This window comes from Novilysobacter viscosus (assembly GCF_046600715.1).
GTDB classification, from domain to species: domain Bacteria; phylum Pseudomonadota; class Gammaproteobacteria; order Xanthomonadales; family Xanthomonadaceae; genus Lysobacter_C; species Lysobacter_C viscosus.
This window is the reverse complement of sequence record NZ_JBJMAV010000003.1, coordinates 171,972-189,552: the sequence shown is the minus strand read 5'-3', so window position 1 is coordinate 189,552 and position 17,581 is coordinate 171,972. Positions and strand designations below refer to the sequence as shown.

The 17,581-nt window shown below is 68.2% G+C and carries 18 protein-coding genes and 1 tRNA gene; 3 read left to right on the top strand and 16 right to left on the bottom strand.

The annotated features are described in order from the left end of the window. Nucleotides 1-14: 14 nt before the first annotated feature. From wecC to ACJQWL_RS06620, 10 genes are all read right to left on the bottom strand, one after another. Nucleotides 15-1,271, bottom strand: a complete 1,257-nt coding sequence (wecC, locus tag ACJQWL_RS06665; protein WP_330968880.1) for a UDP-N-acetyl-D-mannosamine dehydrogenase — start codon at nt 1,269-1,271, stop codon at nt 15-17. Beyond that, entirely contained in the window at nt 1,268-2,578 is a 1,311-nt protein-coding gene (locus ACJQWL_RS06660) for a glycosyltransferase (protein WP_330968881.1), read from the bottom strand. The genes wecC and ACJQWL_RS06660 overlap by 4 nt, the downstream gene beginning before the upstream one ends. Next, nucleotides 2,575-3,354 carry an ABC transporter ATP-binding protein gene (locus ACJQWL_RS06655; RefSeq protein WP_330968882.1) on the bottom strand — a complete coding sequence of 260 codons (780 nt, stop codon included), beginning with the start codon at nt 3,352-3,354 and terminating at the stop codon, nt 2,575-2,577. The genes ACJQWL_RS06660 and ACJQWL_RS06655 overlap by 4 nt, the downstream gene beginning before the upstream one ends. A gap of 1 nt (nt 3,355) precedes the next feature. Next, on the bottom strand, nt 3,356-4,168 hold the full coding sequence (locus tag ACJQWL_RS06650) for an ABC transporter permease (RefSeq protein ID WP_330968883.1): 813 nt from the start codon (nt 4,166-4,168) through the stop codon (nt 3,356-3,358). Beyond that, a complete protein-coding gene (locus ACJQWL_RS06645) occupies nt 4,165-5,355 on the bottom strand; it encodes a cystathionine gamma-synthase (protein WP_411300789.1) in 1,191 nt (396 codons plus the stop codon). Before ACJQWL_RS06645 ends, ACJQWL_RS06650 begins: the two co-directional genes overlap by 4 nt. Nucleotides 5,356-5,422: 67 nt before the next feature. Continuing rightward, the gene (locus ACJQWL_RS06640; RefSeq protein ID WP_330968885.1) at nt 5,423-6,781 is read right to left on the bottom strand and encodes a glycosyltransferase; all 1,359 of its coding nucleotides are present in this window, start codon (nt 6,779-6,781) and stop codon (nt 5,423-5,425) included. Then, nucleotides 6,778-8,154, bottom strand: coding sequence for a pyridoxal-phosphate dependent enzyme (locus ACJQWL_RS06635; RefSeq protein ID WP_330968886.1), 1,377 nt, complete (start codon nt 8,152-8,154; stop codon nt 6,778-6,780). Before ACJQWL_RS06635 ends, ACJQWL_RS06640 begins: the two co-directional genes overlap by 4 nt. A 220-nt stretch (nt 8,155-8,374) precedes the next feature. Further along, complete coding sequence (locus tag ACJQWL_RS06630; protein ID WP_330968887.1) at nt 8,375-8,590, bottom strand: HP1242/YdcH family protein; 216 nt, start codon at nt 8,588-8,590, stop codon at nt 8,375-8,377. Between the two features lie 353 nt (nt 8,591-8,943). Beyond that, the gene (locus tag ACJQWL_RS06625) at nt 8,944-9,882 is read right to left on the bottom strand and encodes an OmpA family protein (protein ID WP_330968888.1); all 939 of its coding nucleotides are present in this window, start codon (nt 9,880-9,882) and stop codon (nt 8,944-8,946) included. Next, nucleotides 9,879-10,256: a DUF4398 domain-containing protein gene (locus ACJQWL_RS06620; protein WP_330968889.1), complete on the bottom strand. Its 378-nt coding sequence runs from the start codon at nt 10,254-10,256 to the stop codon at nt 9,879-9,881. Before ACJQWL_RS06620 ends, ACJQWL_RS06625 begins: the two co-directional genes overlap by 4 nt. A 96-nt stretch (nt 10,257-10,352) precedes the next feature. Here ACJQWL_RS06620 and ACJQWL_RS06615 point away from each other — a divergent pair, with 96 nt between their 5' ends. Beyond that, entirely contained in the window at nt 10,353-11,462 is a 1,110-nt protein-coding gene (locus ACJQWL_RS06615) for a PilT/PilU family type 4a pilus ATPase (protein ID WP_330968890.1), read from the top strand. Between the two features lie 94 nt (nt 11,463-11,556). On the opposite strand, the gene maiA is transcribed toward ACJQWL_RS06615, so the two are convergent. The 5 genes from maiA to rplM all read right to left on the bottom strand — a co-directional run bounded on the left by maiA (nt 11,557) and on the right by rplM (nt 14,408). Next, entirely contained in the window at nt 11,557-12,213 is a 657-nt protein-coding gene (gene maiA / locus ACJQWL_RS06610; protein ID WP_330968891.1) for a maleylacetoacetate isomerase, read from the bottom strand. A 92-nt stretch (nt 12,214-12,305) separates the two neighbouring features. Next, nucleotides 12,306-13,292 (bottom strand): fumarylacetoacetate hydrolase family protein, encoded by a 987-nt coding sequence (locus tag ACJQWL_RS06605; protein ID WP_330968892.1) that lies wholly within the window; start codon nt 13,290-13,292, stop codon nt 12,306-12,308. Between the two features lie 131 nt (nt 13,293-13,423). Beyond that, nucleotides 13,424-13,498, bottom strand: a tRNA-Gln gene (locus ACJQWL_RS06600). A 78-nt stretch (nt 13,499-13,576) separates the two neighbouring features. Beyond that, a complete protein-coding gene (rpsI, locus tag ACJQWL_RS06595) occupies nt 13,577-13,969 on the bottom strand; it encodes a 30S ribosomal protein S9 (protein ID WP_330968893.1) in 393 nt (130 codons plus the stop codon). A 10-nt stretch (nt 13,970-13,979) separates the two neighbouring features. Then, complete coding sequence (gene rplM, locus ACJQWL_RS06590) at nt 13,980-14,408, bottom strand: 50S ribosomal protein L13 (RefSeq protein WP_330968894.1); 429 nt, start codon at nt 14,406-14,408, stop codon at nt 13,980-13,982. Nucleotides 14,409-14,577: 169 nt separating this feature from the next. Here rplM and ACJQWL_RS06585 point away from each other — a divergent pair, with 169 nt between their 5' ends. Beyond that, nucleotides 14,578-15,789 carry a (Fe-S)-binding protein gene (locus ACJQWL_RS06585; RefSeq protein WP_330968895.1) on the top strand — a complete coding sequence of 404 codons (1,212 nt, stop codon included), beginning with the start codon at nt 14,578-14,580 and terminating at the stop codon, nt 15,787-15,789. Between the two features lie 23 nt (nt 15,790-15,812). Further along, nucleotides 15,813-16,454: a 2-polyprenyl-3-methyl-6-methoxy-1,4-benzoquinone monooxygenase gene (gene coq7 / locus ACJQWL_RS06580; RefSeq protein WP_330968896.1), complete on the top strand. Its 642-nt coding sequence runs from the start codon at nt 15,813-15,815 to the stop codon at nt 16,452-16,454. A gap of 250 nt (nt 16,455-16,704) precedes the next feature. On the opposite strand, the gene speD is transcribed toward coq7, so the two are convergent. Then, entirely contained in the window at nt 16,705-17,496 is a 792-nt protein-coding gene (gene speD / locus ACJQWL_RS06575; protein WP_330968897.1) for an adenosylmethionine decarboxylase, read from the bottom strand. Between the last annotated feature and the right edge of the window lie 85 nt (nt 17,497-17,581).

Genomic DNA, 17,581 nt, shown 5'->3' with positions numbered 1-17,581 from the left:
TTCCCCAGTCCCGCTCAGCGACCGATACCGACGACGTCCACGATCACCTTCTCCGTGGACAGCGACATGGCACGGAAGCGTCCGTGCGGAACGAGGATGGCGATGATGTCGGCGCTCTCCTGCGCCACCTCTGGCGCCTCGAAGCGCAGCAGGCCCGCTGCTTCCGCGTCCTGGCGGCCCAGCGCCTCGGCGTACGGGTCGACAGCGAGCACGCGCCCCGGATGCCGCCGCGTCAGTTCCTTGGCGATATCGAGCGCGGGACTCTCGCGGAAGTCGTCGACATCGGCCTTGTAGCTCAGCCCGAAGCACGCCAGCACCGAGGTGGCGTCCCCGCGCAGCATGGCATCGAGCTTTTCGACCACGGCCGCGGTCTTGGCGGTGTTGACCTCCCGAGCCGTCCGGATGAGCCGGGCCTGCGCCGGCGCGCTGGACACGATGAACCACGGATCGACCGCAATGCAGTGGCCGCCGACGCCCGCGCCGGGAGACAGGATGGACACGCGGGGATGGCGGTTGGCCAGCCGGATCACGTCCCAGGTGTCGATCCCGAGCGTCTCGCAGATCATCGAAAGCTCGTTGGCGAAGGCGATGTTGGTATCGCGGAACGCGTTCTCGGTCAGCTTGACCATTTCCGCGGTACGCGCTTCGCTCTCGATGCAGGCACCCTGGACGAAACGCTTGTAGAGCGCGGTGGCCGCGGCGGACGCTGCGGGCGACATGCCCCCGATGATCCGGTCGTTGCTGGCCAACTCCTCCAGCATCTTCCCCGGGATGATTCGCTCGGGGCAGTAGGCCAGGTGCACTTCGCCGGGCTGGTCCCCGTCGCCGAAATCAAGATCCGGGCGGGCCTCGCGCAGGATCTCGCGTACGCGCTCGGTCGTGCCGACGGGCGACGTGGATTCGAGGATCACCAGGTTGCCCGGGGCAATGACCGGGGCCAGCCCGCGAGCGGCGGCCTCGACATAGCTGATGTCCGGCTCATGGGTGTCGTGGTCGACCGGGGTCGGCACTGCGATGATGAAAGCGTCGCACGCCTCCGGGGCGGCCACGGCACGCAACCGGCCCTGGGCGACGACGGTGGCGACGAGCTCGTCCAGGTCACCCTCTTCGATATGCGCCGAGCCTGCATTGACCGCGTCGCGTACCGCAGGGTCGATGTCTACGCCCGAGACCTCCAGTCCGGACGCCGCGAACATCGCCGCGGTGGGGAGGCCGATGTAGCCAAGCCCCACGATTCCCAGGGTGCGGATCTCTTTTTGGTCCATCGTCATGCCTGCATTCGCCTCGGTCCATGTTCAACTGCTTCGGCCAGCGCGTCGGAGAGCCGTGCTCCAATCGTTGGCCACGAAAATTCGTCTACCGATTCTTTGGACAGGTCCAGCCCGGCGTGAAGGCTGCCGCGGCGCCATTGCGCCAGCAGTTCGAGCAGCTTCCCGCGTATGGCACCGGCATCGTTGTCCACTACCCAGCCACGGCGCAGCCCCCCGACCAGGTCGGAAGACTCGTCCGAATCGCACGCAGTGATGTGGAGAACCGGCCGTCCGGAGCCGAAATACTCGAACAGCTTCCCCGGCACCTGCAGCGGCATTGTATTGCCAATGTTCACCAGTATGTCGGCGCCGCGTTGCCAGTCCGCGACCTCGCCCCTGGGAACCGGGGGCAGCGCGCGCAGTCGGCTGCCGAGGCGCTGCGCGAAGGGCCCGGCCAGAGACGCCTGTGGCGAGAGAAGGGTGAGTCGCACGCCGTCCACCGTCCCCAGGGCTTCGAGCAGCGCGACCGGGGAGCGAAAGCCGTACAACTGCCCCGTGTACAGGAGCTCCAGGGTCTCGCCCGGGAGCCCGCGGCTCTCTCGCGAAGACGACGCCCGGGGGGAGAACCCCTGCCTCAGCACGATGCTGCGGGCCGGGTCCAGGCCATGCTGCACCTCCAGTCTTCGCGCGTACGCCTTCGTGGTAACCGACACCAGGCTGCACCGGCTGCACACTTCCCGCTCCAGGCGCCGGGCGCGCCTGCGCCAACGCGCGGGGAGGTAGTCGGCATCGACGGGGTCGCCGAGGTCCGCCACCCAGGGGATCCCCGCGCGTACCGCGGCACGCCCGAGCTCCAGCACGCTGGCGGGCTCGTGCGACGTAATCACGACGTCCGGCCGCAGGGTGCGCAGCAAGGACTCGATCGCCGGCCCCGCCGTCAGGTTCCACCTGCCCCGCAGATCCGGGAAGGACGCCCATGCCTGCGCCCATCCGATCGTCGCAACGATTCGCCCCTTCCAATTGAGGCCTTCGAAACTGCGGGGGATGATCACCGGGCCCGCTCCACGCATCCGCTCTGGCAAGACCACTCTCCGCGCCCAAGCAAGCAGGCGGCTGGCGGGCAAGGCGGGGGTGCGGACCACTTTCACGCCCGGCGGATCGACGTCGTCCCCCTCCCGAACCGCGTCGGGCGACATTACGGTGCCTACCGCGGTCAGCACGGTGACACAGTGGCCAAGGGCCGCCAGTTGGCGCGACAGCTCGCTCCAGCGCATTGCTTGCGGAGAACCCGACGGCGGGAACTCATAGGCGGCGAGCAGGATGTTCACCCGTCGCTTGCAGAAGCGGCCGCGCCGTCTTTGCGCGACTCCATCAACCGCCGGTAATCGGCGATGACTTCGGTTGTCGTCCCCACCGACCTGACCTGGCCCGCTTCAAGCAGGATCGCCCTGTTGCACAGCCTTCGCACCAGCTTGAGGTTGTGAGAGGCCACCACGACGATCCGGCTGCCTTCCACGCGGCTCTGCAGTCGATCCCTGGCCTTCTTCAGGAACTCCGCATCGCCCGTGCCTATCCATTCGTCAAGCAGCATGATGTCGTGCTGTACCGAGGTTGAAATGGCAAAGCCCAGGCGCATCCTCTGTCCGGCTGACAGCGTCCTCAGGCGGTCGACCGCCTTGTCGGCCACGCCAGCGAAATCGAGGATGGTCCCGATGTGGGGCTGGATCGTCCCGATCGGCATGCCCATCGCCGTGGCCCGCAGGTAGATGTTCTCCAGGACCGTCGCGTCGGCATTGAACCCCAGCGAGATGTTCATGAGGGCCTGGCGGGTGCCGCGGATGTCCAGGGTGCCTTCGGTCGGGCGGTAGGCACCCGTCAGCAGGTGCAGGAGCGTCGACTTGCCCGAACCGTTCAGCCCGAGCAGTGCGACGCGCTCGCCCTCGCGGATCTCGAACGAGATGTCCTTGATGATGGTCGCGAACTCGCGCCGGGGGCGACTCAGCGCGGCCTTGACGATGGTCCCGATCCACCCCGCTGAGAGCTGGGAGTGCTGCCGGAAGACCGGCAGGGTAAGCGTCATGCCCTGCGCACGGATCAACGCCATGTCAGAGCCACACCGCGATGTAGCGCGAGTAGCGGCGATACACGTAAGCCGCCAGCAGGCAGCCGCCGACCGTCATCCCCGCGATCACCCAGTAGGTAAGCGCTTCGATCGGCTCGCCCAACACGGGGGCGCGCACGAACTCGATCAGGTGGAAGGCCGGGTTGAGACGGGCGACAAAGCCACGCCAGGTATCGGCGGGAGTCAGCGACGCCTGCCAGATGATGGGCGTCAGCAGGAACCCGAAGATGAACACCGTGGACGACAGCTCGTGCAGGTCCGGATACCGGGCCCCAAGCACCGCGACGACAACCCCCAGCCAGAGCACGTTGACGATGAAGATCGGCAGCGTGACGGCCAGGCTGGCCACGCCCAGCAGCGGTGGCGAGACCATGGTGACCAGCGGCACGAGGATGACCGCCGTGACCACGAAATAGAAGGCCGATTTGGCGAATATCCGCAGCACGTAGTCGGTGTAGCGAATGCGCCCATCCATGATGAAGGCACGGTGCGTGGCCATCGTCGTCGAGGCGCCGGTGATCACCTGGGTGATCATCCGCCAGAGTACGTATCCAATGCCAAGGTGGACCATGAAGGGCAGCGATTCCCTTCCGAACAACAGCGAATAGAAGTAGCCGATACCGAAGACGTAGCAGACCGGCGGCAGGAGTATCCACACCAGGCCCAGGGCCGAACGCCTGTACTTGGTGACCAGGTCCAGCCAGGACGAGAACCCCCAGAAATCGGGGTGCTTGATACTGGTGACCAGGTCCGTGGTGAAACTGTTGCCTTCCACCGAACCGGATGTGTCACTCATTGTCCGCTGTGCCCTGCAAGCGCGTGGTCGAGATCGGCCCGGAGATCCTCAAGCGCCTCGATTCCCACACTTAGCCGCACGAGTGCATCGGACAGCCCGAGCTCGGCGCGGCGTTCGGCCGGTACCGATGCATGGGTCATGATGGCCGGGTGGTTGACCAGGCTCTCGACGCCTCCGAGCGACTCGGCCAGCGCGAACAGTTCGGTCCGCTCGCAGAAGCGCTTCGCGGCCTCGACGCCGCCCTTGAGCACGATGGAGACCATTCCGCCGAACCCGTCCATCTGGCGCTTGGCCAGTTCGTGCTGCGGGTGCCACTCCAGACCGGGGTAGATCACCTTCTCGATGGCCGGGTGGCCCTGCAGCCACTCGGCCAGGGCCTGGGCATTCTCGCCGTGGGCCTTCATCCGCAGGTGCAGGGTCTTCAGGCCGCGCAGGGCGAGGAAGCTGTCGAACGGGCCCTGCACGCCACCGATCGAGTTCTGCAGGAAGGCCATCTGTTCGGCCAGCTCGGCGTCATCACCCACCACCGCCATGCCGCCGACCATGTCCGAGTGTCCGTTGAGGTACTTGGTGGCCGAGTGCATGACCATGTGCGCGCCATGCTCCAGCGGACGCTGCAGGATTGGCGAGCAGAAGGTGTTGTCGACCACCACGATCAGGCCGCGCTTGCGGGCGATCGCGGCGATCTGGGCGATGTCGACCAGCTTGAGCATCGGGTTGGTCGGTGTTTCGATCCAGACCATCCGGGTCTCGGGCTTGATCGCAGCCTCGAACGCGGCCGGGTCCGCCAGGTCGATCCAGCTGAAATCCAGGCCGGCACTGCGGCGGCGCACGCGCTCGAACAACCGGTAGGTGCCGCCGTACACGTCGTCCATCGCGATCACGTGGCTGCCCGTGTCGAGCATCTCCAGGATCGTCGAAGTGGCGGCCAGCCCGGAGGCAAACGCGAACCCGCGGCTGCCGCCTTCCAGCGCGGCCACGCAGCGCTCGTAGGCGAAACGGGTGGGGTTGTGGCTGCGCGAGTACTCGAAGCCCTGGTGCTCGCCCGGGCTGGACTGCACGTATGTCGAAGTCGCGTAGATGGGCGTCATCACCGCGCCGGTGCTGGGGTCCGGAAACTGGCCGGCGTGGATGGCCATCGTGCCCAAGCCGTGCTTCGAGGTCTTGCTAGCACCCTGTTTCATCATTGTCCTCGCCGTGACGGCATGAAAACCTAACCCGGCATTGTAGCAAGCACGCGTTTGCTCCCGATCATCAGGACGCTCCGGGGAACGGCTCGTCGACGGCACCCAGCAGTGCCCGCTCGACCGTCCCGGCAGCCTGCGCCCAGGACCAGGGGTCGACCGTTCGGGCCGTCAGGTCGAGGCCGTCTTCAAGCACCCCGGCCTGGTGCGCAACCACCAGGCGCTCCAGCTGCCGCGCCAGCGCGTCGACCCGCGCCGGCCGGGACCAACCCCGCCGCAGCCCGCCGAGCAATGCCGAAATGGCGTCGTCGGGGGTGTCCGTGATATGCAGGATCGGGCGGTCGGCGCCCAGGTACTCGTACACCTTGCCCGGGACCTGGACCGGATCCCGGTTGGCGATGTTGACCAGCACATGGGCGGTTCGCTGCAAGCCCAGCAGGTACCCGTGGGGCACGCGCCCCAGCAAGCGGATCCGACCGCCGCTGCGCCCGGCGCTCGCCACCAGCCAGTCGGGGACATTGCCCGAGGCGATATCCAACTGCACCCCCGGAACCGCCAGCACCGCGTCCACCAGTGGCCGCGGGTCGCGGAACGGGTAGAAGCGCCCGGCATACAGCAGCCGCAGGGGGCCTTGAGACCCGGGGGTGGACGCGGCCTGCACAGGGGAGGGCCCCCGTTCGAAACCCTGGGTGACCAGCGAAATCGGCACGTGCCCGCCGTGGCGGGAGTCCAGCAGGGCGCGTGTCGCCTCGGATGTCACCAGTACGTGGCGCGCGGCAGCCATGATGCGCGCTTCAAGCCTGCGCGCCCGCCTTCGCCACCACCATGGGGTATAGGGGGCGAGCACGGGATCACCCAGGTCGGCAACCAGGGCGAAACCGCGGGCCCGGGCCGCCAGCGCGACCTGCAGGCTCGTTGCCGGTTCATGGGATGCGACCACCACGTCGGGCCGTGCGTGCGACAGCACGCCCGGGAGCGCTGCCAGCGCCGGACCGAGCCACTCCGCGCGCAGGTCGGGGAACATCACGCACGCGAGCGCGGCCTGGACCGCGCCCAGACTCCTGCCCTTCCAGTTGAGCCGGGGGGGGGCGGTGGCGTGCGTGCCAGCACCTGCTCGCCCCGGGGACTGGCTTCCCTCATCCACCATCGCCGGGAGGGGCCGCCTTCGTGCCAGCGCTTCCAGAAGGCTGCGAACGGGCCCCGGGTTGATTCGATGCACGCGTACCCGGGGGTCCACCAGCGACCGCAGGTCATGGTCCCCGGAGATGTCCGGAACCATGGCATGGACCTCGTGCCCCCTCTCGCACAGGTGGCGGGTCAGGTAGCCCCAGCGCAGCGACTGGGGAGAGGGACCGGGCGGAAACTCGTAGGCGACGAGCAGTATCCGCAGCCGCCGCGCGGGTTCGCCGCTGCCGTCGGCTTCACTCACTCCGCCCGCCGGCGCAGGTAGTTCAACAGGTCGATCCGGGTGATCAGTCCGAGGAAGCGCTCGCCCTCGCTGACGATGGCCACGTGTCCCCGGTCGAACACCGGCAGCAGCGCCTCGATCGGCGCGCTGACATCGACCTTGTCGAGCTTGCTGACCATGGCGGTGGATACCGGGTCGCGGAAGCGCTCCTCGTCGCCGTAGACATGCAGCAGCACGTCCGATTCGTCGACGATGCCCACCAGCCGGTCGCCGTCCATCACCGGCAGCTGGCTGACGTCGTAGAGCTTCATGCGCTGGTAGGCGGTGACCAGCAGGTCGGTCGCGGCCACGACCACCGTATCTCGCTGCGAGAACGGGCGCACGATCAGGTCACGCAGGTCACCGGTGGGCTCGCGATCCAGGAAGCCGTTGTCGAGCATCCAGTAATCGTTGTACATCTTCGACAGGTACTTGTTGCCCGTGTCGCAGACGAACACCAGCACCTTCTTGGGTTCGGTCTGCTCGCGGCAATAGCGCAAGGCGGCGGCGAGCAGGGTGCCGGTCGAGGATCCGCCCAGGATGCCTTCCTTTTCGAGCAGTTCGCGCGCGGTGAGGAAGCTTTCCTTGTCGGGGATGGCGTAGGCCTTCTTCACCCGGCTGAAGTCGGAGATCGATGGCAGGAAGTCCTCGCCGATGCCTTCCACCATCCAGCTGGCGGACTTGTCGCTGAGGGTGCCCTCGTTGATGTACTCGGTGAGGATCGAGCCGACCGGGTCGGCCAGGATCAGCTCGGTGTGCGGCGAGTGCTGGGCGAAGTGGCGCGACAGGCCGGTCATGGTGCCGGAGCTGCCGCAGCCGAACACGATCGCATCCAGGCCGCCGACCTCCGCCATTTGCGCGAGGATCTCCGGCCCCGTGCCGTTCTGGTGCGCGGCCGGGTTGTCGGGGTTGCCGAACTGGTTGATGAAGTAGGCGCCCGGCGTTTCGCTGGCCAGCCGCTCGGCCATGTCCTGGTAGTAGTCCGGGTGGCCCTTGGCAACGTCGGACCGGGTCAGCACGACCTGCGCGCCCATCGCCTTGAGGTTGAAGATCTTCTCCCGGCTCATCTTGTCCGGGACCACCAGCACCAGCTTGTAGCCCTTCTGCTGCGCGACCAGGGCCAGGCCGATGCCGGTATTGCCGGCGGTGCCTTCCACCAGCGTGTCGCCCGGCCTGATGTCGCCGCGCGCCTCGGCCGCCTTGATCATCTCCAGGCCGATGCGGTCCTTGATCGAGCCGCCGGGGTTCTGGGATTCGAGCTTGAAGTACAGCTCGCACGGGCCGGTATCGAAGTGGCGGGCCTTGACGATCGGCGTGGTTCCGATCAGTTCGAGCACAGAGGAAGCGATGGGCATGCGCGGGACGACGGCAGCGCCGCGGACGCCGCGGCAGGCCCGGGGATTCTAAGGGAGGGACGTTTCGAAGTCCGGGCGGCGGCCGGGGATCGGCAGCAGGGTGGAAGCGCGTGCTTCTACCGGTCCGCCGCCGCGACTGCCTCGATGGCAGCCGCGGCGGCTCCGGTGCCGCGGACCGGGAGGGCCGACGAGGTACCCGCCCGGGCCACGACGTCAGGCCTCAGTGCTGGGCGTCGTACAACCGGACCAGGCGGTCCTTTGCAGCCAGCTTCTCGCGCTTCATCTGCCCCAGCCGGGTGTCGTCGATGGGAAGCACGCCCAGTTCGGCGTCCATCACCTTCTTGTCGAGCACCTGGTGGCGCTGGTAGAGCTGTTTGAACTCGGGGTTGGCCTTGATCAGCGCGTCGATTTCAGGCTGCGGTTGTTCTTCGAACATGAAAGCCTCCTTCAGCACGAATGCAAACGCCCCGGCCGGGGCCAGGGCGTCGCGGGGGAGATCACAGCAGCAGTCGGAGCGACGCCCGGGGGCGGGGCCGCACGGGCCGGCCGCACGCCGGGAGGCGTCGGCAAGGTCCTGTGGCTGGGCGCGTGGGTCATCGGCTCGACTCGTAGCCGGGCGGTCGGAAGCCACCCGGACCATCGACGCTACTCCTGCCCCTGCCCCGGGACAAGCCGGAGATGGAGGGCGGCCGACAGGTGGGAACCTGCCCGGGCACCCCGTCCCGCCCGGGCCGGGCGCCGGTTCGCCGAGTCAGCTTGGTGACCTGGCCATGAATCCCGCCTCCGGGCTCAGCCCCCGACCAGTACCTCCACCCGGCGGTTGCGGGCGCGACCTTCGGCGGTGGCATTGTCCGCCACCGGCTCGTCGTCCCCGTGCCCGATCGCGCGGATCCGGGAAGCCGGAAGCCCGGCGTCGATCAGGCGCTGGCGGACCGCATCGGCGCGGCGCTGCGACAGCGCCCGGTTGGCCTCGGGCTGCCCCTGGCTGTCCGTATGCCCCTCGACCCGGATGGACCCATTTCCACTGCCCTGCAGGTACGCGGCAAGGGCCTGGACGCTACTGGCGGCGCCCGCCGTGAGCGTTGCCTGGCCCGAACCGAAGGCGTCGCCGCCCAGGGTATACACCTCGACGCCTCCGCGCCGGGTAACCGGCGGCAGCCCGGCACCGGCCATCAACGCCGCCTCCTGGCGGGCAAGCTCGGCTTCGCGCTCCCGCGCAGCCTGCAGCCGGGCGCTCTGGGCGCCGGCCACGCCTTCCAGCGCGGCCTCCACGTCCTGCATCGCCGCCTCGCTCGACATGGCCTGCTCGCGCAGGCGGGCGGCCTCCTCGGCCTGGATCCGGGCTTCCATCCGCAGCCGCTCGGCTTCGGCTCGCGCCTGGGCGGCATCCTGGCGACTGGCTTCGATCAGCAACTCGCTGCGCTCGCGATCGAGCCGGTCGATCTCGCGTTGCGCCGCCGCCGTGCCGGCCGCCACCTCGGCGATCCGGACCCGGCGTTCGGCCACGTAGCGGGCGCCGTCGCGGTCGCGGTTGCCCGCCGCCGCCAGCACCTCCAGCGCCTGCCGGGCCTGCAGCCGCTCGTAGGGCGCCATGCTGCCGAGTTCGGCGTTGGACTCCAGCACGGTCAGGCGCTGCGCCAGGTCCGCGCTGGCGTCCTGGGCGATTGCCGGAGCGGAACACGCGACCACGAAGGCCGCGAGACTCATCGCGAGGTTCCTGCGGTTCATCGACCACCTCCCTGCAGGCGGCGCTGCAGCTGTTCCACCTCGGCGCGGCGCTGGGCGAGTTCGGCCTGGGCCACGGCATCGCGGCTCAGCACGTAGGCCAGGTCGGCATCCGCCGAGGCCGCCAGCGCCAGGCGCCGTGCGTCATCCTCGCGCCCCCCCGCCATTGCCGACTGCGCCCGCAACAGGGCCTCGCGGGCGGTGGCGATTTCCGCCGACGCGTACTGGTCGGCGTCGGCACCCTCGGCGCGGACGACGGCCTGCCGGGCGGCGCCCAGCTCCGCGGTGGGTGGCGGCAGCGATGCGCAGGACGCAAGCGCCAGAACGAGCAGCAGCGCAAGCGCCGTCCAACGAAAGTATGCGAAGCTTGTGGTCATCAGGGGTGCCGTATCGGAATGGGGTTTCGTGCGCCATTCTGGGCAGGCCGGCGGCGCGCTGGCAACGGTACGTCTCCGTCAATGAGGGGGTTGTGCATGGACATCGGCTATTTCCTGAAGCTGATGACGGAAAAGAACGCGTCGGACATGTTCCTGACGACCGGGGCGCCGGTGTACATCAAGGTCGAGGGCAAGCTGTACCCCCTGGGCAATACCGGCCTGCCACCCGGCATGGTCAAGAAGATCGCCTATTCGCTGATGGACGAGGGCCAGGTACCGCTGTTCGAGCGGGACCTGGAGCTCAACATGGCTATGGCGGTGGAGGGTGCCGGCCGCTTCCGCATCAACGTGTTCAAGCAGCGCGGCGAGGTGGGCATGGTGGTCCGCTCGATCCAGAGCGTGATCCCCACCATCGAGGAGCTGCAGCTGCCGCAGGTGCTCAAGGACATCATCATGGCCCCGCGCGGGCTGGTGCTGATCGTGGGCTCCACCGGGTCGGGCAAGTCCACCACGCTGGCCTCGATGATCGACCACCGCAACAGCAGCATCCCCGGCCACATCCTCACCATCGAGGACCCGATCGAATACCTGCACAAGCACAAGAAGTCGATCGTCAACCAGCGCGAGGTCGGCCTTGACACCCATGCCTTCCACAACGCGCTGAAGAACGCGATGCGCGAGGCCCCGGACGTCATCCTGATCGGCGAGATCCTGGATGCCACGACCATGGAGGCGGCAATCGCGTTCGCCGAAACCGGGCACCTGTGCCTGGCCACGCTGCACTCCAACAACGCCGACCAGACGCTGGAACGCATCCTCAACTTCTTCAACGAGTCCGCGCACAAGAACGTGCTGATGAACCTCGCCCTGAACCTGAAGGCGGTGATCAGCCAGCGACTGGTGGTGGGCGTGGACGGGCGTCGGCTGCCCGCCTCCGAGGTACTGATCAACACCCCCCACATCCGCGACCTGATGCGCCGTGGGCAGGTGCACGAGATCAAGCAGGCGATGGAGGAGTCTCTGGAGGACGGCATGGAGACCTTCGACCAGTGCCTGTTCCGCCTCTACAAGGAGGGCCGGATCGAAATGGAGGAAGCCCTGAAGGCCGCCGACTCGCGCGACGGCCTGGCGCTCAAGTTCCGGCTGTCGGAAGGCGGAACCGGCGAGCACGACCCCTATGCGGACGTGTTCCAGTCCGAGCCGTAGCGGTCCGGGCCATAGCGCCGTCGACCTCTTCGGCAAGGAAAGAACAAAGGGCCGCAACGCGGCCCTTTTTTTACCGGGCGGGGTGCGTGACGGGCTAGGGCGCGTCGGGCTGGAGTTCGGGCCGGGCGGCGTCGAACTCGGGTGTCGCCAGGCACTCGGCTTCGATCCGGGCGATGGTCGGGTAGCGGTCCATCGACACGCCGAAACGCCGGGCGTTGTAAACCTGCGGCACCAGGCAGCAATCAGCGATCGAGGGGAAATCGCCTTCGCAGAAGCGGCCAGTCGAGGGGTGGTCGACCAGCATGGCCTCGATCGCCGCGAAACCCTCGCCGATCCAGTGGCCCACCCAGTCCTCGCGCTCGGGCTGTGGCACGTTCCAGGTGTTCTCGAAGTACTGCAGCACCCGTAGGTTGTTGAGCGGGTGGATGTCGCAGGCGATCGCCAGCGACAGCGAGCGCACGCGCTCGCGATCGCGGCTAAGCGGTGGCAGCAGCGCCGGCGACGGCCACGTCTCGTCCAGGTACTCAAGGATCGCCAGCGACTGCCGCATCACCCTGCTGCCGTGCTTGAGCACCGGCACCAGCCCTTGCGGGTTGGCCTCGCGAAACTCCGGCGTGTGCTGCTGGCCGCCGTCGCGGACCAGGTGCACCGGGATCGTTTCGTACGGCAGGCCCTTCAGGTTCAACCCGATGCGCACCCGGTAGGCCGCGCTGGAACGCCAGTACGAATAAAGCTGCAGTTGATCGCTCACGCCAGTCCCCAATCCCGCTTGCAGCGGCCGTCCAAGATAAACGGCGCGGGCGGCCAGGAGCGGACCATCCGCCGGCGCCCGCACCCCGCCGGTCAGGCGTCGGCGCGCTCGATGCGCTGCTCGATCGCCCCGAAGATCGACGCGCCGGCTTCATCCAGCATCTCGATGCGCACCGTGTCGCCGAACTTCATGAACGGCGTGCTCGGCTTGCCGTGCTCCAGGGTTTCGACGGTGCGACGCTCGGCAAAGCACGAGGCTCCAAGCGAAGTGTCCTGGTTGGCGACCGTGCCGGAGCCGACGATGGTCCCCGCCGACAGGGGACGGGTGCGGGCGGCGTGGGCGACCAGCTGGCCGAAATCGAACTGCATGTCGACGCCGGCCTCCGGCGCACCGAACCACTCCCCGTTGACGTGGGTCAGCAGCGGGCGGTGCAGCTTGTTGCCCTTCCACGCATCGCCCAGCTCGTCCGGCGTCACGAACACCGGGCTCAGTGCCGAGCGCGGCTTGGACTGGAGGAACCCGAAGCCCTTGGCCAGCTCGCCCGGGATCAGGTTGCGCAGCGACACGTCGTTGACCAGGCCGACCAGCTGGATGTGGCCGGCCGCCTGCTCGGGGCTCGGGGCCATCGGGACATCGTCGGTGACGACGACGATCTCGGCTTCCAGGTCGATGCCGTGCTCCTCGCTGGGCACGCGCACGGGTTCGCGCGGGCCGTAGAAGCCGGCGCTGACCGCCTGGTACATCAGCGGGTCGGTGTAGAAGCTTTCGGGCACTTCGGCCCCGCGGGCGCGGCGAACGCGCTCAACGTGGGGCAGGTAGGCGCTGCCGTCGACGAACTCGTAGGCGCGCGGCAACGGAGAGGCCAGCTTCTCTGCATCCAGGTCGAATTCACCCTCGGCGCCACCGGCATTGAGCGCGTCGGAAAGCGCATTCAACCGCGGCGCGATGTTGGACCAGTCCTCCAGCGCGCGCTGCAGGGTGTCGGCGATGCCCGTGGCGCGTACCGCGCGGCACAGGTCGCGGGACACGACGACCAGGGTGCCGTCGCGGCCACCCTCTTTCAGGGAGCCAAGCTTCATGGGGGACCTCGATGTGGCTGCGCTTCGCGCGATGGTTTCAAGTGTAACTTACGTGCCGCGCTCCCCGGCCCCGCCGGCCCGTGCACGGGCAACAAAAAACCCGCCACGTGGGCGGGTCCTTCGCTTCGATCTGGCAGCCCCGGAAGGATTCGAACCTCCGAATGCCTGAGTCAGAGTCAGGTGCCTTACCGCTTGGCGACGGGGCTATGGAGCGGATTTTAGCGCCTCTTCCCGGCGTCCGCACCACAGGGGCCGGACACCGTTCAACAGGCCCGCAGGCGCGATTAGCGCTTGGAGAACTGGGTGGCGCGACGGGCCTTGTGCAGGCCGACCTTCTTGCGCTCGACTTCGCGGGCGTCGCGGGTCATGAAGCCGGCCTTGCGCAGCTCGGACTTCAGCGACTCGTCGTACTCCACCAGCGCGCGGGCGATGCCCAGGCGGATCGCACCGGCCTGGCCGGTGGTGCCGCCGCCGGCGACGGTGACGTTGACGTCGAACTTGTCGGTCGACTGGGTCAGCTCGAGCGGCTGGCGCACGATCATGCGCGCGGTCTCGCGACCGAAGAACTCGTCGATCGGGCGCTGGTTGACGGTGATGTTGCCCTCGCCCTTGCGCAGGTACACGCGGGCGGTGGAGGACTTGCGGCGGCCGGTGCCGTAATTCTGCTGGATTGCCATGATCGGTACCTTAGAAGTCCAGCGGCTGCGGCTGCTGGGCGGAATGCGGATGCTCGGAGCCCTTGTAGACCTTGAGCTTGCGGTACATCGCGCGACCGAGCGGATTCTTGGGCAGCATGCCCTTCACGCCGGTCTCGATGACGCGCTCGGGATGGCGCTCAAGCGCCTGGCCCAGGGTCTCGGTCTTCAGGTTGCCGATGTACCCCGTGAAACGGTGGTACTTCTTGTCGGTCAGCTTCTTGCCCGTGACCACGATCTTCTCGGCGTTGATCACCACGAGGTAATCGCCGGTGTCGACGTGGGGGGTGTAGACGGGCTTGTGCTTGCCACGCAGGCGGCGGGCGAGCTCGGCGCACAGGCGGCCGAGGGTCTTGCCTTCGGCATCGACCACGTACCAGTCACGCTGGACGGTCTCGTTCTTGGCGGTGAAAGTCTTCATGACGGTATGCGGTTACCTGGTCGGGCTGGTTGCGCGCGGCACGGGCCGGCGGAACTTCGCCTCGCGTTGTTGAAGCAGGGGACGGAAGAGGCGGGATGATACCGGCCCACCCGGCCTGCCGCAACCCACCCCCCTGCCAGCGCCGGCGGGGCGTGTAGCATCGCCGGCCATGCCAGCCCCGCCCCCGCCCCCGCCTGCGGCCCCCAGCGCCAGCGCCGGCGCCGCCCACACCACCCGGGCTGACGACCCGTTGCTGGCGCTGGCGGACCGCTGCGTCCAGTGCGGGCTGTGCCTGCCCAGCTGCCCGACCTACGCGGTGGACCGGCTGGAGGCGGAATCGCCCCGCGGGCGGATCGCGTGGGTACGCCACATCGCCCAAGGCACGGTTGCGCCGACCCCCGCCGGCGAGGCCCACCTCGACCACTGCCTGGCCTGCCGCACCTGCGAATCAGTGTGTCCGGCCGGCGTGGAGTACGGCGCCCTGCTGGTGCTTGCGCGGGCCCGGCAGCGGGGACGGCGCCGCGCCGCACTGACGCAGCGGCTGTTCGAAGCGCTCGCCGCCCGCCCGCGACTGTTGGCCGCGCTGCTGTCGTTCTACCGATGGGTGCCACGTGGCTGGCGCCGAGGCCTCCCGCCACCCCCGCGCCCGAGCACCCCGCCGGCGCCACTCTCCGGCCCGGACGGGATTCTGCCGCCCGATGCGCCTGCCGTCGCGCTGTTCCTGGGCTGCGTCGCGCGGTCCTATGAAGAACCCGTTCGCCGCGCCGTGGCGGCGCTGTGCGCGGCCACCGGCACCGCAGTTCGGGAGCCCCGGGGGCAGACCTGCTGCGGTGCGCTCCACGCCCACGGCGGCGACACCCCCCGGGCCGACACATTGGCAAGGCGCAACCTCGATGCGTTCGCCGGCACCGCGACGGTATTGACCCTGGCCAGCGGGTGCCACGGGTCGCTGGCGACCGCGCTGGACGGCCACGCCGAAACGGTCGATGCCATCCAGTGGCTGGCCGACCACGCAAGTCCGCCGGCTTTCCTGCCGACCCCCATGAGGGTCGCCCTGCACCTGCCCTGCACCCAGCGCAACGTGGTCGGATCAGTGCCGGCGCTGCGCTCGCTGCTGGCGGGCGTGCCGGGGCTGGACGTGGTCGAACTCGATGCCGGCACCGGCTGCTGCGGCGCGGCCGGGCTGAACATGCTGCTCGACCGCGAGCGCGCCGCCCGCCACCGGGCGCCGCTGCTGCGGCAGTTCGAAGCCAGCGGCGCCGAGCGCCTGCTCAGCGCCAACATCGGCTGCCGGCTGCACCTTTCAGGCGAGAGCGAGCTGCCGGTGCAGCACCCGCTGGAGTTCCTCGCCTCGCGCCTGGCGGCGTCCACGCCGCGATAAGGCCGCCCGCCTACACTTGCACCATGGCCACCCGATCGCTCTCCCCGCTCGACCGCATCCTGTCCGACGTGCAGCGCGCCCTCGACACCGTCGCCGGCGCCCCCCTCGCGCAGCGCCCCAACCCCGCCGGGGACCACGCCGAGATCGTCCTTGACGAGGACGAGCGCCGGCATGCCGCGGGGCTGATGCGGATCAACCACGTCGGTGAGGTCTGCGCCCAGGCGCTGTACTGCGGCCAGGCAGCGGTCGCCCGCGATGGCACCACGCGCGAACACCTGCTGGACGCCGCACAGGAGGAAACAGACCACCTCGCGTGGTGCGCCGACCGGCTGCGCGAACTCGACAGCCGGCCCAGCCTGCTCAATCCGATCTGGTACGCCGGCAGCTACGCGATCGGCGCGCTCGCCGGCCTGCGCGGCGATGGCTGGAACCTGGGCTTCGTGGTGGAGACCGAGCGCCAGGTCGAAGCGCACATCGACGAGCACCTGCAGTCGCTGCCGGCCGCCGATGCGCGCAGCCGGGCGATCCTGCAGGTGATGAAAGTCGACGAGGCCCGCCACGCCGACTCCGCCGAACAGGCCGGTGCACGCATCCTGCCGATGCCCGTGCCGACGTTGATGGCCGCAGCGTCCAAGCTGATGAAATCGGTGGCGTACCGGATCTGAGGCGGGACACTCCGGGCATGAGCAGGAGCGGCTTCAGCCGCGATGCTCCCGTGCTTTTGCAGGATCGACGTAAGTCGCGACCGCGCAACTCCGGCGACTGCGCATCGCGACTTACGTCGCTCCTACAGGGACCGCTTCGCAGCTGACGCCGCTCCTACAAGAGCTTGCGAGTCCGCCCACGGGCGGGAACCCGCAACATGAAAAAGGCCGGAATGCCGGCCTTTTCCGAAACGCGATCCCGACCCGGAGGTCAATCGGCCAGGTTGCGCCCGTGGTAGAGCTCTTCGATCTCGCGCTTGAGCCGCGCTTCGATCTTCATGCGCTCCTTGAACGACAGGTTGCGCGCCTTCTCTTCGAACAGGTAGCGGTCCAGGTCGAAGTCCTTCAGGTGCATCTTGGTGTGGTAGATGTTTTCCTGGTAGACGTTGACGTCGAGCATCTCGTAACGGGACTTGATGTTCTTGGCCAGGTAGTCCTGGATCGAATTGATCTTGTGGTCGATGTAGTGCTTGCGCCCCTTCACGTCGCGGGTGAACCCGCGCACGCGGTAGTCCATCACCACGATGTCGGATTCCAGGCTCTCGATCAGGTAGTTCAGCGCCTTCAGCGGCGAGATCACGCCGCAGGTCGCCACGTCGATGTCGGCGCGGAAGGTCGCGATGCCGTTGTCGGGATGGGTCTCCGGGTACGTGTGGACGGTGATGTGCGACTTGTCCATGTGCGCGACCACTGCCTCGGAGATCACCCCCTTGGCGTCCTTCTTGTCGATCACCGGCTCCTCTGAAATGAGGATGGTCACCGACGCGCCCTGCGGGTCGTAGTCCTGGCGGGCGATGTTGAGGATGTTGGCACCGATGATGTCGGCCACATCCGTCAGGATCTGGGTCAGGCGGTCGGCGTTGTATTCCTCGTCGATGTACTCGATGTAGCGCTGCCGTTCCTCCTCGGATGCGGCAAAGCTGACGTCGTAGATATTGAACGAGAGGGCCTTGGTGAGGTTGTTGAAACCCTGCAACCTCAGGCGCGGCAGCGGTTTGACCACGGTGGGGGATCCAGCATCTGGCAGTGGATCGGCAATTATGGGGCAAACGGGCGCAAGGGCGAAGCGCAGGCCGCTCCCGGCCCAT

Bases quoted from the DNA above. Each gene is read 5' to 3' on its own strand.
- wecC (WP_330968880.1), bottom strand. From the start codon at position 1,271: ATGACGATGGACCAAAAAGAGATCCGCACCCTGGGAATCGTGGGGCTT.
- ACJQWL_RS06655 (WP_330968882.1), bottom strand. From the start codon at position 3,354: ATGGCGTTGATCCGTGCGCAGGGCATGACGCTTACCCTGCCGGTCTTC.
- ACJQWL_RS06650 (WP_330968883.1), bottom strand. From the start codon at position 4,168: ATGAGTGACACATCCGGTTCGGTGGAAGGCAACAGTTTCACCACGGAC.
- ACJQWL_RS06645 (WP_411300789.1), bottom strand. From the start codon at position 5,355: ATGATGAAACAGGGTGCTAGCAAGACCTCGAAGCACGGCTTGGGCACG.
- ACJQWL_RS06635 (WP_330968886.1), bottom strand. From the start codon at position 8,154: ATGCCCATCGCTTCCTCTGTGCTCGAACTGATCGGAACCACGCCGATC.
- ACJQWL_RS06630 (WP_330968887.1), bottom strand. From the start codon at position 8,590: ATGTTCGAAGAACAACCGCAGCCTGAAATCGACGCGCTGATCAAGGCC.
- ACJQWL_RS06625 (WP_330968888.1), bottom strand. From the start codon at position 9,882: ATGAACCGCAGGAACCTCGCGATGAGTCTCGCGGCCTTCGTGGTCGCG.
- ACJQWL_RS06620 (WP_330968889.1), bottom strand. From the start codon at position 10,256: ATGACCACAAGCTTCGCATACTTTCGTTGGACGGCGCTTGCGCTGCTG.
- ACJQWL_RS06615 (WP_330968890.1), top strand. From the start codon at position 10,353: ATGGACATCGGCTATTTCCTGAAGCTGATGACGGAAAAGAACGCGTCG.
- ACJQWL_RS06605 (WP_330968892.1), bottom strand. From the start codon at position 13,292: ATGAAGCTTGGCTCCCTGAAAGAGGGTGGCCGCGACGGCACCCTGGTC.
- rpsI (WP_330968893.1), bottom strand. From the start codon at position 13,969: ATGGCAATCCAGCAGAATTACGGCACCGGCCGCCGCAAGTCCTCCACC.
- rplM (WP_330968894.1), bottom strand. From the start codon at position 14,408: ATGAAGACTTTCACCGCCAAGAACGAGACCGTCCAGCGTGACTGGTAC.
- ACJQWL_RS06585 (WP_330968895.1), top strand. From the start codon at position 14,578: ATGCCAGCCCCGCCCCCGCCCCCGCCTGCGGCCCCCAGCGCCAGCGCC.
- coq7 (WP_330968896.1), top strand. From the start codon at position 15,813: ATGGCCACCCGATCGCTCTCCCCGCTCGACCGCATCCTGTCCGACGTG.